Source organism: Thomasclavelia sp. (genome assembly GCF_047249845.1).
In the GTDB taxonomy this organism is placed as follows: domain Bacteria; phylum Bacillota_I; class Bacilli_A; order Erysipelotrichales; family Coprobacillaceae; genus Thomasclavelia.
Genome location: NZ_JBKTWO010000062.1, coordinates 1 through 14,936, shown reverse-complemented (window position 1 = coordinate 14,936; position 14,936 = coordinate 1). Strand labels below are relative to the sequence as shown.

At 31.5% G+C, this 14,936-nt stretch carries 12 protein-coding genes and 1 riboswitch; all 12 genes read left to right on the top strand.

Annotated features, from left to right (window positions below):
- The coding region (gene pnp, locus ACLR9T_RS12410) for a polyribonucleotide nucleotidyltransferase (RefSeq protein ID WP_413109822.1) at nucleotides 1-2,048 on the top strand (2,048 nt) is incomplete at its 5' end.
- Nucleotides 2,048-2,602, top strand: a complete 555-nt coding sequence (locus ACLR9T_RS12405; protein ID WP_413109821.1) for a Maf family protein — start codon at nucleotides 2,048-2,050, stop codon at nucleotides 2,600-2,602. The genes pnp and ACLR9T_RS12405, both read left to right, overlap by 1 nt.
- 141 nt (nucleotides 2,603-2,743) lie before the next feature.
- Nucleotides 2,744-3,859 (top strand): 6-phosphofructokinase, encoded by a 1,116-nt coding sequence (locus ACLR9T_RS12400; protein ID WP_413109820.1) that lies wholly within the window; start codon nucleotides 2,744-2,746, stop codon nucleotides 3,857-3,859.
- Nucleotides 3,860-3,941: 82 nt separating this feature from the next.
- Nucleotides 3,942-4,070 (top strand): hypothetical protein, encoded by a 129-nt coding sequence (locus ACLR9T_RS12395; protein WP_257606880.1) that lies wholly within the window; start codon nucleotides 3,942-3,944, stop codon nucleotides 4,068-4,070.
- 87 nt (nucleotides 4,071-4,157) lie between these two features.
- A complete protein-coding gene (locus ACLR9T_RS12390) occupies nucleotides 4,158-5,594 on the top strand; it encodes an ABC transporter permease (protein ID WP_413109819.1) in 1,437 nt (478 codons plus the stop codon).
- A 1-nt stretch (nucleotide 5,595) separates the two neighbouring features.
- Complete coding sequence (locus ACLR9T_RS12385) at nucleotides 5,596-6,267, top strand: ABC transporter ATP-binding protein (protein WP_413109818.1); 672 nt, start codon at nucleotides 5,596-5,598, stop codon at nucleotides 6,265-6,267.
- Between the two features lie 182 nt (nucleotides 6,268-6,449).
- Nucleotides 6,450-6,539: riboswitch (cyclic di-GMP riboswitch) on the top strand.
- Nucleotides 6,540-6,662: 123 nt separating this feature from the next.
- Nucleotides 6,663-10,799, top strand: a complete 4,137-nt coding sequence (locus tag ACLR9T_RS12380; RefSeq protein ID WP_413109817.1) for an NPCBM/NEW2 domain-containing protein — start codon at nucleotides 6,663-6,665, stop codon at nucleotides 10,797-10,799.
- A 156-nt stretch (nucleotides 10,800-10,955) separates the two neighbouring features.
- The gene (locus ACLR9T_RS12375) at nucleotides 10,956-11,165 is read left to right on the top strand and encodes a FeoA family protein (RefSeq protein ID WP_413109816.1); all 210 of its coding nucleotides are present in this window, start codon (nucleotides 10,956-10,958) and stop codon (nucleotides 11,163-11,165) included.
- Nucleotides 11,166-11,178: 13 nt separating this feature from the next.
- Nucleotides 11,179-11,400 carry a FeoA family protein gene (locus ACLR9T_RS12370; RefSeq protein WP_413109815.1) on the top strand — a complete coding sequence of 74 codons (222 nt, stop codon included), beginning with the start codon at nucleotides 11,179-11,181 and terminating at the stop codon, nucleotides 11,398-11,400.
- 12 nt (nucleotides 11,401-11,412) lie between these two features.
- The gene (gene feoB, locus ACLR9T_RS12365; protein ID WP_413109814.1) at nucleotides 11,413-13,596 is read left to right on the top strand and encodes a ferrous iron transport protein B; all 2,184 of its coding nucleotides are present in this window, start codon (nucleotides 11,413-11,415) and stop codon (nucleotides 13,594-13,596) included.
- Nucleotides 13,597-13,610: 14 nt separating this feature from the next.
- The gene (locus ACLR9T_RS12360) at nucleotides 13,611-13,817 is read left to right on the top strand and encodes a FeoB-associated Cys-rich membrane protein (RefSeq protein WP_413109813.1); all 207 of its coding nucleotides are present in this window, start codon (nucleotides 13,611-13,613) and stop codon (nucleotides 13,815-13,817) included.
- Nucleotides 13,818-13,888: 71 nt separating this feature from the next.
- Nucleotides 13,889-14,722, top strand: a complete 834-nt coding sequence (locus tag ACLR9T_RS12355; RefSeq protein WP_413109812.1) for an HAD family hydrolase — start codon at nucleotides 13,889-13,891, stop codon at nucleotides 14,720-14,722.
- The last annotated feature ends 214 nt before the right edge of the window (nucleotides 14,723-14,936 follow it).

The window sequence follows — 14,936 nt, the reverse complement described above, 5'->3', positions numbered from 1 at the left end:
CTGTATTGGTAAGATATAATGATACAGTTATTTTATCTACTGTTGTAGCAGGGAAAGAACCAAAAAATGTTGATTTTTTTCCATTAACTGTAACTTATGAAGAAAAATTATATTCTGTTGGAAAAATTCCAGGAGGATTTTTGAAAAGAGAGGGACGTCCTAGCGAACATGGGACTTTGACAGCTAGAATGATCGATCGTCCGATTAGACCACTATTTGCTGATGGTTTTAGAAATGAAGTGCAAAGTGTAAATACTGTATTGTCAGTTGACCAAGATGCTACACCTGAAATGGCAGCAATGTTAGGCGCATCACTAGCTTTATGTGTTTCTGATATTCCTTTTAATGGACCAATTGCAGGAGTTAATGTCGGTTTAGTTGATGGTGAGTTTATCGTAAATGGGACACCAGAGCAATTAGAACACTCTTTAATTAATTTAGAAGTAGCTGGAACTAAAGATGCTATTAATATGGTTGAAGCAGATGCTAAAGAAGTTAGTGAAGAAGTAATGTTAGAGGCATTATTGTTTGGGCATGAAAAAATTAAAGAATTAATCGCATTTCAAGAAAAAATTGTAGAGGCTTGTGGAAAAGAAAAAATAGAAATTCCTTTATTTGAAATAGATACGGATTTAATAGCAGAAATTAGCGTACGTGCTAAAAATGAAATGGAAGCAGCAGTTTCAATTCCTGGTAAATTAGAAAGATATGGGGCGATTGATGATTTAATTGCTACTGTAATCGAAGAATATGATAATAGAGAATATGAAAATGAAGAAGTAAAAGCAGATATAATGAAACAAGTTGGAATCATTTTACATGATTTAGAAAAAGATGAAGTACGTCGTTTAATTACTGAAGAAAAAATTAGACCTGATGGTCGTAAAATTGATGAAATTAGACCATTGGACTCACAAATCGATCTACTTCCAAGAGTTCATGGATCAGCTTTATTTACACGTGGTGAAACACAGGTTTTATCAGTTGCAACTTTAGGTGCTATTGGTGAACATCAAAAGATCGATGGTTTAGGTTTAGAGGATCAAAAACGTTTTATGCATCATTATAATTTCCCACCATATTCAGTTGGCGAAGTAGGAAGAATGGGAGCTCCAGGACGTCGTGAAATTGGACATGGGGCTTTAGGGGAAAGGGCTTTGGCACAGGTTATTCCAAGTGAAGAAGCTTTTCCATATACAATTAGAGTTGTTTCTGAAGTATTGGAATCAAATGGATCTTCATCTCAAGCATCAATATGTGCTTCAACGATGGCTTTAATGGCAGCTGGAGTACCTATAAAAGCACCAGTAGCCGGAGTTGCTATGGGATTAGTTAAAAAGGGTGAAGAATATACGATTTTAACTGATATTCAAGGTATGGAAGATCATTTAGGAGATATGGATTTTAAAGTTGCTGGAACTGAAAAAGGAATTTGTGCTTTGCAGATGGATATTAAAATCGATGGTATTACTAAAGAAATTTTGCAAGAAGCGCTAGCTCAGGCTAAGGTTGCTCGTAAACAGATCATGGCTAATATGATGGAAGCAATTAGCATACCAAGAGCCGAATTATCTCCATATGCACCAAAAGTACAAATGATGAAAATTGATCCAGACCAAATTAAGGCGGTTATTGGTCCAGGTGGTAAATCAATTAATGAAATTATTGAACAGGCCGATGGGGTTAAAATTGACATTGAACAAGATGGTACTGTTATAATTTATCATTATGATCAAGAGGCTATTGATAAAGCTAAGGCTTTAATTGAAAAGATTGTTAAAAAAGCTAAAGTTGGTGAAGTATATGATGGAAAGATCGTCAGGGTTGAAGATAATTATGCTTTTGTAAATTTATTTGATGGTACTGATGGTTTCTTACATATTTCTGATTATGCTTATGAAAGAACTAAAAAAATGGGTGAAGTAGTAAAACTTGGTGATATCATCAAAGTTAAAGTTACTAAAGTTGATGATAAGGGGAAAGTAAATGTTTCTAGAAAAGCGTTACTTCCTAAACCAATCAAAAAGGAAGAGCCAAAAGCAGAGTAATGAAAAAAATTATTCTTGCTAGCAGTTCTCCAAGAAGAAAAGAATTATTGGAGTTACATAAAATTGATTTTATAATTGATTTTCAAACTATAGATGAGGTGTTAGATGAAAATCTAGCACTTCCTTTACGTTTAGAAAAGTTAGCTTATCAAAAAGCTTTACCCATTTCATTGAAATATCCTCAGGATATTGTAATTGGAGCTGATACGATGGTTTGTTTAAATGAACAAATGTTAGGAAAACCAAAAAATCGTCAAGAAGCTTTTAATATGTTAAAAATGCTGTCAAATCAAATTCAAATTGTTTATTCAGCAATTGCTATTATCGATAATGGCAAAGTTTCAACTTTTCATGATGGTACAAAAGTAACATTTAAAAGATTAACTGAGCAAATGATTAATGATTATTTAGATACCGATGAATGGAAAGGGAAGGCTGGTGCCTATGCAATTCAGGGACTTGGAAAATGTTTAGTAGCAAAGGTTGAGGGTGACATGGAAACAGTAATTGGGTTACCAGTTGATATTATTAAAAGTTATTTAAAATCAATTTAAAATAGAGAATATTTTTAAATGAATTATTTAATATATAGATGTTTTTACTAAATATAAAATTAATATTTTTGTGTAAACGGTAACATTTTTATTGTGTTTTAGTAAAAAAAAACATATAATAGAAATCATGGAGGGATATTTATGGCAGACGTAAAAAGAATCGCATTATTATCTGGTGGTGGTGATTGTCCAGGTTTAAATGCAGTTATTAGAGCGGTAACAAAGGCTGCAATTAACGAATACGGGTATGAAGTAATTGGCTATGTATACGGTTATCGCGGTTTATATAACAATGATTACATAGAATTGACAGTTGATAAGGTTGAAAATATTTATAAAGAAGGTGGAACTATATTATTTAGTTCTAATAAAGATAATTTATTTGATTACCTTGTTGATGATGGACATGGTGGAAAAGTTAAAAAAGACGTTTCTGATGTTGGTGTTGAAAATTTAAAAAAGGCAGGTGTAGATGTGCTTGTTGTCTTGGGTGGCGACGGAACATTGACAAGTGCTCGTGATTTTTCAAGAAAAGGTGTAAATGTTATCGGAATTCCTAAAACAATGGATAATGACTTACCAGCAACAGATTTAACATATGGATTTATCAGTGCTTCTTCAGTTGGAACAGAGTTTATAGATCGTTTAAATACCACAGCTAAATCTCATCATCGAGTTATCTGCTGTGAGTTAATGGGGCGTGATGCAGGATGGATCGCCTTATATTCAGGTATGGCGGGAAATGCTTCTTGTATCTTAATTCCAGAAATTCCTTTTACAATTGATAACATTGTAAAACATGTTGCTAAACGAGATAAAGAAGGTTATCCATACACAGTTATTGCTGTAGCAGAAGGTGCTAAATATGCTGATGGTACAAAAGTAATTGGTAAGATTGTTGAAGATAGTCCTGATCCAATTCGCTTAGGTGGTATTGCTGCAAAAGTTGCTGATGATTTGGAAAAAGCAATTCCCAACCATGAGGTACGCTCTGTAAATCCTGGACATATTATTCGTGGAGGAGATATCCAGGCATATGATCGTATCTTATCAATTCGTTTTGGTGTTAAAGCATTAGAACTTATTAAAGAAGGTAATTTTGGTAATGTAGTAACTTTAAAAGGTGAAGAAATGTCATGTACTTCTTTAGAAGAAGTAATTGGTGATGCAAAATTTGGAAAACAAAAACACGTTGATCCTAATGGTGAATTAGTAAAAGCTGCTAAAGCAATTGGAATTTGTTTTGGTGATGAATAAAAGGTGGTTAGCCACCTTTTTAATTATTTAAAAAAATGAATTTTTTTAATAAATTTATCCATACTATAAATGAGGTGAATTTATGAGTAAATCAAAACGCGAGCAACAATCAAATAACCAAAAAGCAAATAACCAAAACGCTAAAGATCAATTAGGTGATGATAACATTGTTGTATCAGGAAATGAACAAAATTCTAAAATGAAAGCATAGGAAACCATAAGGTTTCCTTTTTTTTACACAATTTGACGATTTTATCAGTATATTTAGTTTGTTATATTTTTATTAGGAGGTAAGAAGATGTTAAAAAATGCATTGCGAAGCATTAAAAAGAATGTTGGTAAAACAATATTATTATTTGTAATAATGGCAGTTATTGCAAATTTGATAATTGCAGGTTTATCAATTCAAAGTGCTTCAAAAAAATCAATGGATCAAATACGTTCTTCACTTGGAAATGATGTAACTTTAACAACCAATATGAAGAATATGATGGGGCAAAGAGAAAGGGGGCAAGCTATAAGTGAGGTGGCAGCTAATGTAACCATTGAGATGGCAGATCAATTAAAAGATTTAAAATATGTAGAAAATTATAATTATAGTATTTCTACATCAGCAAATAGTGATACAGTTAATGCTGTTGAACTTACTGCAACTGATAACGCTCAAGGAAGTATGGGGATGCAAAGACCTGATGGTTTAGGTGGTGGAATGTTCGATAGTAATCAAGGTGATTTTACAATTAGTGCTAATACGACAATGGCATATTTAGATGCTTTTAGCGAAGAAAAAAATAGTTTGAGTGAAGGTAGATTATTATCAACAACTGACACCGGTACTAATAACTGTGTTATTGAAACTACATTAGCAAGTGATAATGATCTTAGTGTGGGGGATACATTTTTATTAACTACAACCATAAATGATGAAACGATAAATCAAGAATTAAAAATAGTAGGAATTTATGAGGTAACTGATTCTCAACAAATGGGGGGACCTGGTCAGAACAATCCATTTAATACTATCTATACTGATTTATCAATTGGCCAAATTTTTTCAGGAAGTGATTCTAACATAACATCTGCAACTTATTATTTAGATGATCCTGAAAATCTTGAAGCATTTCAAAAGTTAGCCAAGGAGAAAAGTGATATTGATTTTGAAACTTATACATTGGATGCTAATGATCGTTTGTATCAACAAAATGTTAATAGTTTAGAAAACACTCAATCTTTTGCAACAATGTTTTTAATAGTTGTTATTGGTGCTGGAAGTGCGGTATTATGTTTGATTTTAATATTGACAATTAGAAATAGGTATTATGAAATTGGGGTCTTTTTGTCTTTAGGTCAAAGTAAATTTAAAATAATTTTACAACAGTTATTTGAAATGCTGATAATAGCAATGGCTGCTTTTGTAATTTCTTTAGGAACAGGTAAAATGGTTTCTAATATTGTTGGTAATATGCTAGAGTCAGGGGTCAACGATAAGCAATTCCAAATGGAAATGCCAGCTAATGATAATGGTGATGCTGCTGAAAATAATTTTAAAATGCCAATGTTTAATGAGGCTTTTAATGAGCCTGAAAATAGTGAACTAGATGTTTCGCTAACAGCATCAACAGTTGGACAACTAGCAGGCATTACAATAGTTATCTGCTTAGTTTCTATTGCGATACCATCAGCATATGTACTTAGATTATCACCTAGAGAAATATTAGTAAAGAAGGAGGGGTAAGATGGAAACTGTACTAGAATTTGAAGATGTTTCATATCATTATTTAGATGGTTCAAGTAATGTTACTATTCTTGATAAAGCGAATTATAGTTTTGAAAAAGGAAAGATATATGCAATAGTTGGTGCTAGCGGGAGTGGTAAAACAACTACTATTGTTCTAGCTGGGGGATTAGATAAACCTAAAGCGGGTAAAGTATGTTTTAAGGGTATGGATACCGCTAAGATAGGTCTTAATAAGTATCGACGCAATGATATTTCGATAGTTTTTCAATCATATAATTTAATTCATTATATGAATGCTTATGAAAACGTCGCTAATGCAATTGAGATAGCGGGTATTAAAGTTAATAATAAAAAAGAGTATTGTTTAAAAATATTAAATAATTTAGGATTATCAAATGAACAATGTTTTCGAGATATTAGAAAACTATCTGGTGGGCAGCAGCAGCGTGTAGCAATTGCTAGAGCAATTGCCAAGGATGTAGATCTAATTTTAGCTGATGAACCAACAGGCAATTTGGATGAAAAAAATTCTCGAGATATATTAAAAACTTTCATTGATTTAGCTCATGACAATGATAAGTGTGTTATCATTGTTACTCATTCTCCTTCTTTAGCACAAAAATGTGATGTACAGTTAAAGATTACTGAAGGTCAAATAGTTGAATTATAAAAAATGAATTTAATGTCTAAAATTAATATTATTAGATTAAAAGATATTTAAATCAAAAGTTTGGGAAAAATAGACTGAAAAGTCTATTTTTTATTGATTTATATTGATAATGATAACTAATACCTTTTTTTGATGTGATATACTTGTAATTCCTATTAAAAAGGTATATATTTAAGATGTAGAATAAGAATTGGCAAACTTGTTGAAAGACAAGGACGCAAAGCCTAGAGTCTAAACCAATATTTTATTTGGCATGACAGTCGGTTGCTGTATGGATAGTTATTGTTGGGATAACTATAATACATTGATCAGGTCTGTTTAATGCAGGCTTTTTTTGTTGCATTAAACAATTTGAATTTGCCATATCTTACTATAGAGAGGAAAGGGAAAAGGATATGAAAAATTCTACAAAGTTTATAACTAAAGGAATTGCTATTTTATTAGCAATGGGAATGCCTTTATCACAGGCAAGTCCAATGTTGTTTGCTGCACAAAGCAATCAACCAAATATTGTTCAAGAAACAGAAGATGTAACAAAAACTTATGATGAGGTATTTAAAATACCATCTTTGGCTATTAAATCAATTACTAATAATGCTAAACATTATGGTAGTAGCACAATTGATAAAGCAATTGATGGTAAAAATTCTACACATTGGGAAACTAACAAACCCAACAATGATAGTTTTCATAATATGGTAACAGTGACATTTGATGATGATTATGAAATTAGTAAAGTAAATTATTTAGTTCGTCAAGATGGTGCTAAACCTAAAGGATTTCCATTAGAGTATATTTTATATTATAGTACTAGTGAAACTGGTGATGATTTTAAAGAATTAAAAACAGGCTCATTTAATGCAGCTAATGGAAATACAGTTAGTATTGAATTTGAACCAACTGAAATGAGAAGATTTAAATTTGAATTTGTAAAAGCTAAAGATAATTGGGCAAGTATTGCAGAAATTAGTTTTTATAAATATGATGATATTGAAAAAGAAATGGAAAAGGTCTTTACAGATCGAACTTATTCGAAATTGAGTGATGAATATAAAAATGCTGCTAAACTAGATCGATTAATTAACAGAGTAAAAGATCATCCTTATCAAAATAAATATCAAAGATTATTAAATGATGCAAAAACTTTATTAGATAATGAAAATGCTTTTGAAAATACTACTTTTACAGCTTCACAAAGAGGTAATGTAAATAAGGAAGCTCAAAGAACAAAAATATGGGGACATATGTATGCAGATGACCCAACAGGTTATTATGTAACACCTGGAGAGACTATTCATGTTTATGTAGAAGCAGATGAAAAAGGGATAATGCCTAATTTAGCTTTTGGACAAATTGGTGATGATCGAAATGGTTGGCGACGCTCATTTAATTTAAAACCAGGATTGAATGAAATTACGGCTCAAAGTTTTGATAAAATGAGACCGGCAGCGATTTATATTTCCAATCAGGCATTGCCGGAAGATCAAGCCTATGCACCAAAGGTTAGAATTGTTGGGGGAACAAAATTCCCAATGTATGTTCATGGTAAAACTGACACTGAAACTTTTAAACAAGAGTTAGATGAATATATGAAAAATGTTAGTTTTAATGATGCGGATTTTGATAATGGCAATCCAAATGGTTATTATTATAATATTGCAGAGATAACTAGTGAAAATGTTATTATTTCAACCTCAGCAGCAGGAGCATATAAAGAAGTAAATAATATTATAAAAAATGGTAAACGGATAGAATATTATATGGATGCATGGGAAGATATGTATCATTCTTATGCAGTCTATTCAGGGTTCAATACTGATAATCCAGCTGATCCTAATTATATGCCACGTGGTAAATTTAATTCTCGCGTCTTTACTAAAGGACCATATGGTTGGGCAGATTATGGATATACAGGGTATAATGGTGGTAATACAACTCGTCGTGATGGTGAATTCTTTAGTTCGTTGATTAAAGCTCCAACTAATGGTGGTTGGGCATTGTTCCATGAATGGGGACATGTTTATGATAGTAATCGATTAGGACGTGGTGAATCTACTAATAATTTATATTCGTTATTGATGCAAGATAAATATTTTGATCGAAATAGAATGGTAAAGGATAATCGTTGGAATAATCATTTCACTAAATATCACAATACTAAGCAATATCCAAATGATCAACTATTCTATGGTGCAATCGTTTATCAGTTACAAGGAGTTTTTGGTGAAGATCTTTATGGTAAAGCATCTTTGTTAGCTCGTGAAAATACAGATGGTATCATGACAGGATTAAATAAAAATAATGATCGTTTAGCTGTTGCTTTGAGTTTTGCGATTGGTCAGGATGTTACAGGACATTTTGATTATTATGGTCAGATAACAACAGACGCTGCTAAAGAAAAAGTTGCATCTTTACCAAAATGTAATTTGAAGACATGGTATGTAAACGATAAGACATTCGCTAAAGATGCTAAGGCATTTGATAATGTTAATGTGGCGCCTGTTGTATCAATTTCTGGGAGTAAAAAAGCTGAATTAACAATGACTATTAATGAAGATGATAATTCTTTATTAAATTATGAAATATATCGTGATGGTGAGTATTTAGGGGTTACATATAGTAATAAGTTTATTGATGATAAGATTGAGGCAAATCGTAGTTATACTTACACTGTAATCGCATATGATCGTAAATTAAATGCTTCAAAGGTCAGTGAACCAGTTAGTTATAATCCAAGTAAACCAGCTATTAATACTAAAGATAACTTAATTTTACCGCTTTATAGCAAATTTGATGCTTTAAATGGAGTAACTGCTAAAACAGTAGATGGTGATGATATTACAGATAATTTAGAAGTATTATCTAATAATGTTGATACTCTAAAAAAAGGGGATTATGAAGTTATTTACCAAGTTACTGATCAGAATGGAAATATGAGCCAAAAAGTAGTACAAGTTTCTGTTGTGGCGGGAATTAATTATGTTTCTGATCTACAGTGGGAGAGTGCAACGACTGATTTTAAAACCGTAAATAAAGATAAGGGTGTTAATAACGAGGGTCTTGCGCTTAATAATGGCAGTGAAGATATCGCTTATGATAAGGGAATCAGTGCTCACGCTAATTCAACTGTTGTTTATAATATTGAAGGAAAAGGATATAGTAGTTTTGAATCATATATTGGTGTAAATCAAGGTAATGTTAAAAATAAAGGTAGTGTTACTTTTGAAATCTTGTTAGATGGACAAAAAGTATATGATAGTGGCATTATAAAAGGTAGTGATGATCAAAAATTTGTTTCTATTCCATTAAATAATGTTAAAGAAATCACTTTAATTACAACTAATGCTGGTGATGGAAATGGTTCAGACCATTCAATTTGGGCGGATGCTAAATTTATTATTGAAGATGCTATTCCTCAAATCAATGCTAAAACAATTGGTATTGATGAAGGTGAAACAGTAGATTTATTAGATAATGTAACTGCTACTGATATTGAAGACGGTGATTTAACAGATCGTATTACAGTAGAAACAAACTATCACCCTGGATTAAGTGGAACATTTGATGTGACATATAAAGTTAGTGATAATGATGGTAATATATCTAGTAAGAAAGTTAAATTAATTGTTGCTAATACTGCAAATTATTTAAGTGATAAAAACTGGACAAGTGCTAAAGCTGGTTGGGGAACTATTCATAAAGATAAAAGTATTGCAAATAATAATATCCGTTTAAAAGGTGACGAAGGTATTGTAACTTATGAAAAAGGTCTTGGAACGCATTCTACATCAACTATTATCTATGATTTAACTGATAAAGATTATGCTTTCTTTACTAGTTATGTTGGAGTTGATCAAGAAACTAACAACGTTGCTTCAATAGCTTTTAAAGTTTATGTTGATGGTGAATTAAAGGCAGAAACTGGTGTGATGACAAAGAATGTTGTACAAGAATTTATCAAGGTCAATATTGCTGGAGCCAAGGAACTGAAATTAATAGTTACTGATGGTGGTAATGGAATAGGTAGTGATCATGGTGATTGGGCAGATGCTAAATTATGGACAGGTGAACAACGAATTGATACTTCTGAATATGATGTTATTTTAGAAACTATTGATAATCTAAAAGAATTGGATTATACCTCAAATTCATGGCTGGAACTATTATCTGCAAAAGATAATGCTCAAGAAGCGATGCTGGTTTCACAAGAACAGTTTGATCAAGCAGTTGTTGAATTGCAAAATGCTGTAAATGATTTAGTTGAGGTTGCGGACATAGATATTTTAAAGACAACATTAAATTTTGCTCAACAAATAACAGATACTAGTTTTGTATTAAGTAAAAATCATCAAGACATTCGTTTGTATAATTTAAATACATATATTGATGATACACTTGATCTTTTAGGCGAAATGGAAACAACAAGAAATACACCACAAAGTGAAATTGATCGAATTAATTATATGTTAGTTTATTCAATTGAAGAATGTGGACAGATTTATGTTCCTAATGGTAGTCCTATAAGAAGATAGTTTTAAAAGAAACTCTTTATTAATGAGAGTTTCTTTTTTTTGATTAAAGTTAAAATATTCTAACTTTTTTTGTGTGAGGGTATTGACAATTATGTTATACAGGTATAACATTTGGGTAGTTAGAATAAACTAACAATATATTAAGGAGTGATGACGATGCCTTTAACGATGGCGAGTATTGGTGAAATCCAAACAATAAAGAAAGTTGGTGGGAAACAAGATGTAAAGTTGTTCTTAGAATCACTTGGTTTTACTGTAGGAGCAATAGTTACTGTAGTAAGTAAAAATCAGGGTAATTTAATTACTAAGATTAAAGAATCAAGAGTTGCAATCAGTAAAGAAATGGCAAATAAAATTATAATTTAAGGAGGTGCTATAAATGAAGACATTAAGAGATGTGAAAGTTGCAACTAGTGCTAAAGTATTAAAATTGCATGGTACAGGAGCAGTCAAAAGAAGAATCATGGATATGGGAATTACTAAGGGAACAGAAGTGTTTGTACGTAAAGTTGCACCATTAGGAGATCCAATTGAAATTAAAGTACGCGGTTATGAGTTATCATTACGTAAAGCGGATGCTGCTATGATTGAAGTGTTATAGGAGGATAAATAAATGTCGATTACAATAGCTTTAGCAGGTAATCCCAATAGTGGGAAAACAACATTATTTAATGCGTTAACTGGTTCAAATCAGTTTGTTGGAAACTGGCCGGGGGTAACAGTTGAAAAAAAAGAAGGGAAAATAAAAGGATATAAAGACGTAAATTTAATGGATTTACCTGGTATTTATTCTTTGTCGCCTTACACTTTAGAAGAAGTGGTAGCTCGTAATTATTTGATTCAAGAGCGACCAGATGCGATTATAAATATTGTTGATGGTACTAATTTAGAGAGAAATCTTTATTTAACAACGCAGCTTATGGAATTAGGGATTCCAGTTATTATGGCGATAAACATGATGGATATAGTTACTAAAAATGGTGATAAAATTAATATAAAAAAATTATCGATGGAATTAGGGTGTAAGGTAGTTGAAATTTCAGCTTTAAAAAGTACTGGGATTAAAGAGGTTGTTGAATTAGCGATAGCAGTGGCTAATTCAAAAAGAATTAATCTACCAGTTTATAGGTTTGATCAAATAATTGAAAGTGAATTAGAAAAAATTAAAGAGATGCTTCCAAATAATATTGTAGAAGAACAAAAACGTTTCTATGCAATTAAGCTGTTTGAAAGAGATGATAAAATTACGGGTCTGATTAGTAAAACTCCTGATATTGAAACAATTATTACCAAGATTGAAGAGAAGTTTGATGATGATGCAGAGAGTATTATTACAAATGAACGATATCAGTTTATTACGTCAATTATTGATGATTGCTATCAAAGAAATGGTAAAGAACAATTATCAGTTTCTGATAAGATCGATCGAATTGTGACTAATCGCTGGTTAGCATTACCGATTTTTGCATTAATAATGTATATCGTCTACTATATTTCTGTTAGTACAGTAGGAACTTGGGCAACTGATTGGGCTAATGATGGTGTTTTTGGTGATGGATGGAGTTTATTTGGTATGGCTATTCCTTCAGTTCCAAGTTTAATTGAAAGTTTATTAGTATCGTTAGGTACGGCGGGGTGGCTAAATGGATTGATTTTGGATGGTATCGTAGCTGGTGTAGGAGCAGTACTTGGTTTTGTGCCGCAGATGTTAGTGTTGTTTTTCTTTTTAGCAATTCTTGAATCTTGTGGTTATATGGCACGGGTGGCTTTTATTATGGATCGTATTTTTAGAAAGTTTGGACTTTCAGGCAAATCATTTATTCCGATGCTGATTGGTACTGGCTGTGGGGTTCCGGGAATAATGGCTTCACGTACGATTGAAAACGATCGTGATCGAAAGATGACTATTATGACAACTACTTTTATTCCTTGTGGAGCGAAACTCCCTATTATTGCTTTGATTGCGGGTGCTTTATTTAGCGGGGCATCTTGGGTAGCTCCAACTGCATATTTTATTGGGATAGGAGCAATTGTTACGTCAGGTATTATTTTAAAGAAAACCAGACGTTTTGCAGGAGAACCAGCACCATTTGTAATGGAACTTCCAGCATATCATATGCCAACTTTTTTGAATGTTTTAAGAAGTATGTGGGAAAGAGGATGGTCATTTATTAAAAAAGCTGGTACAATTATTATGCTTTCTACTATTTTAGTTTGGTTTACTTCATATTTTGGATTTGTTGATGGTAAATTTATAATGCTTGAAGAGACACAACTAGATCAAAGTATTTTGGCTTCATTAGGAAATGCGATTGCTTGGTTATTTACACCACTTGGATGGGGTGATTGGAAAGCAGCTGTAGCAGCTTTGACTGGTTTAGTAGCAAAAGAAAACGTTGTTGGTACATTTGGAATTCTTTATGGTTTTGCAGAAGTAGCTGAAGATGGAGTTGAAATTTGGGGAACTTTAGCGCTAAGTTATACTCAAATAGCGGCATTTTCATTTTTGATTTTTAATTTATTATGTGCACCATGTTTTGCAGCTATGGGGGCAATTAAAAGAGAAATGAATAATGGTAAATGGACGGCATTTGCAATTATATATCAAACTGTATTTGCCTATCTAGTAGCATTTTGTGTTTATCAAATTGGAAATGCGGTTATCACTAAAACATTTACTACTGCAACGATAATTGCAATTATTGTTATAATTGGTTTTATATATTTAATAGTTAGACCATATAAAGAAAGTAAGAAACATAATATTAGTTTTGATAATGTAGTTACTCCAAAATAGAAAGGGTGATTATGATGGTATGGTTAATAGAAAATTTATCTACTATTTTAGTTTGCTTGATTATTATAATTGCGGTTGTTTTAGCAATACGCTCAATTAGAAAAGATAAGATTAGTGGTAAATCGAGATGTGGTGGTAACTGTGGAAGTTGTGGCGATATATGTAATAGTAAAAATAACTTTGTTGATAGTTATCATCATGATCATGTTAAGAAGTGTTAAAACACTTCTTTTTGTTTGTAAAAAATAAGAAAAATTGTATAATAGAGGAGACTTATATTTTAGGAGGAGTTATGGATAAAAAAGCAATTTTTTTAGATGTAGATGGAACTTTAGTTGCTGGTCATATGGAAATGAGTAATAAAGTGAAAGAAGCTATCATAAAAGCTCGTTTAAATGGTCATAAAGTATTTATATGTACAGGTCGAAATAAAGCTGGAATAAAAAGAGAATTAGAATCAGTAGAATTTGATGGGATAGTTGCAAGCGCAGGCAGTTATGTTGAAATTAATAATGAAGTGATACATAATGCTTATTTTGATAAATTATTAGTGGATAAAATTACGAACATTTTTAATGAAAATAATATTTTTTATAATTATGAATGTACAGATATGACTTTTATGAGTGATGAGATGGTTCGGTTATTTGTTGGTGGGATCAATTTTGAAAAAAGTAATTCTGAGTTAGAGCGTTTAAGAGCACAGCAGCATGATAAATTTAATATTAAAGATATGAGTAGTTATACTGATCAAAGAGTTCATAAAATTTGTTTTATTTCTTTAGATCAAGAAGCTTTGAATCGAGCTGCTAAAATGTTGGAACAAGATGTTAATGTAATAATTCATGATATGTTTGATGTTACTACAATAAATGGTGAGTTGATTTCAAAAATAAATAACAAAGCTACGGGGATACAATATGCAATTGATTATTTAAATATTGATAAAGAAAATACGATTGCTTTTGGCGATAGTATGAATGATTATGAAATGATTGATTTTGTTAATTATGGTGTAGTTATGGAAAATGGCAGTGATCAGCTAAAACAAATAGCATCTAAGATTTGTAGAAGTGTGGATGAAGATGGCGTTTATCATGAATTTATAAATTTAGGATTAATTTGATTAAAGTGCTTGACGTGTGTTGTGTTTTATGTTATTATATACGAGTAACGAGCAATGAATATTTAACTTACAGATGGTAATGTTGTATTTATAGGCAACTTATCATCTGTTTTTTTATATGGGTAATGCTTTTTATAATATCAAGAGGAGGTACGTCTGGATGAATACAGGTACAGTAAAATGGTTTAATAGTGAAAAAGGTTTTGGATTTATT

Bases quoted from the DNA above. Each gene is read 5' to 3' on its own strand.
- ACLR9T_RS12405 (WP_413109821.1), top strand. From the start codon at position 2,048: ATGAAAAAAATTATTCTTGCTAGCAGTTCTCCAAGAAGAAAAGAATTA.
- ACLR9T_RS12400 (WP_413109820.1), top strand. From the start codon at position 2,744: ATGGCAGACGTAAAAAGAATCGCATTATTATCTGGTGGTGGTGATTGT.
- ACLR9T_RS12395 (WP_257606880.1), top strand. From the start codon at position 3,942: ATGAGTAAATCAAAACGCGAGCAACAATCAAATAACCAAAAAGCAAAT.
- ACLR9T_RS12390 (WP_413109819.1), top strand. From the start codon at position 4,158: ATGTTAAAAAATGCATTGCGAAGCATTAAAAAGAATGTTGGTAAAACA.
- ACLR9T_RS12385 (WP_413109818.1), top strand. From the start codon at position 5,596: ATGGAAACTGTACTAGAATTTGAAGATGTTTCATATCATTATTTAGAT.
- ACLR9T_RS12380 (WP_413109817.1), top strand. From the start codon at position 6,663: ATGAAAAATTCTACAAAGTTTATAACTAAAGGAATTGCTATTTTATTA.
- ACLR9T_RS12375 (WP_413109816.1), top strand. From the start codon at position 10,956: ATGCCTTTAACGATGGCGAGTATTGGTGAAATCCAAACAATAAAGAAA.
- ACLR9T_RS12370 (WP_413109815.1), top strand. From the start codon at position 11,179: ATGAAGACATTAAGAGATGTGAAAGTTGCAACTAGTGCTAAAGTATTA.
- feoB (WP_413109814.1), top strand. From the start codon at position 11,413: ATGTCGATTACAATAGCTTTAGCAGGTAATCCCAATAGTGGGAAAACA.
- ACLR9T_RS12360 (WP_413109813.1), top strand. From the start codon at position 13,611: ATGGTATGGTTAATAGAAAATTTATCTACTATTTTAGTTTGCTTGATT.
- ACLR9T_RS12355 (WP_413109812.1), top strand. From the start codon at position 13,889: ATGGATAAAAAAGCAATTTTTTTAGATGTAGATGGAACTTTAGTTGCT.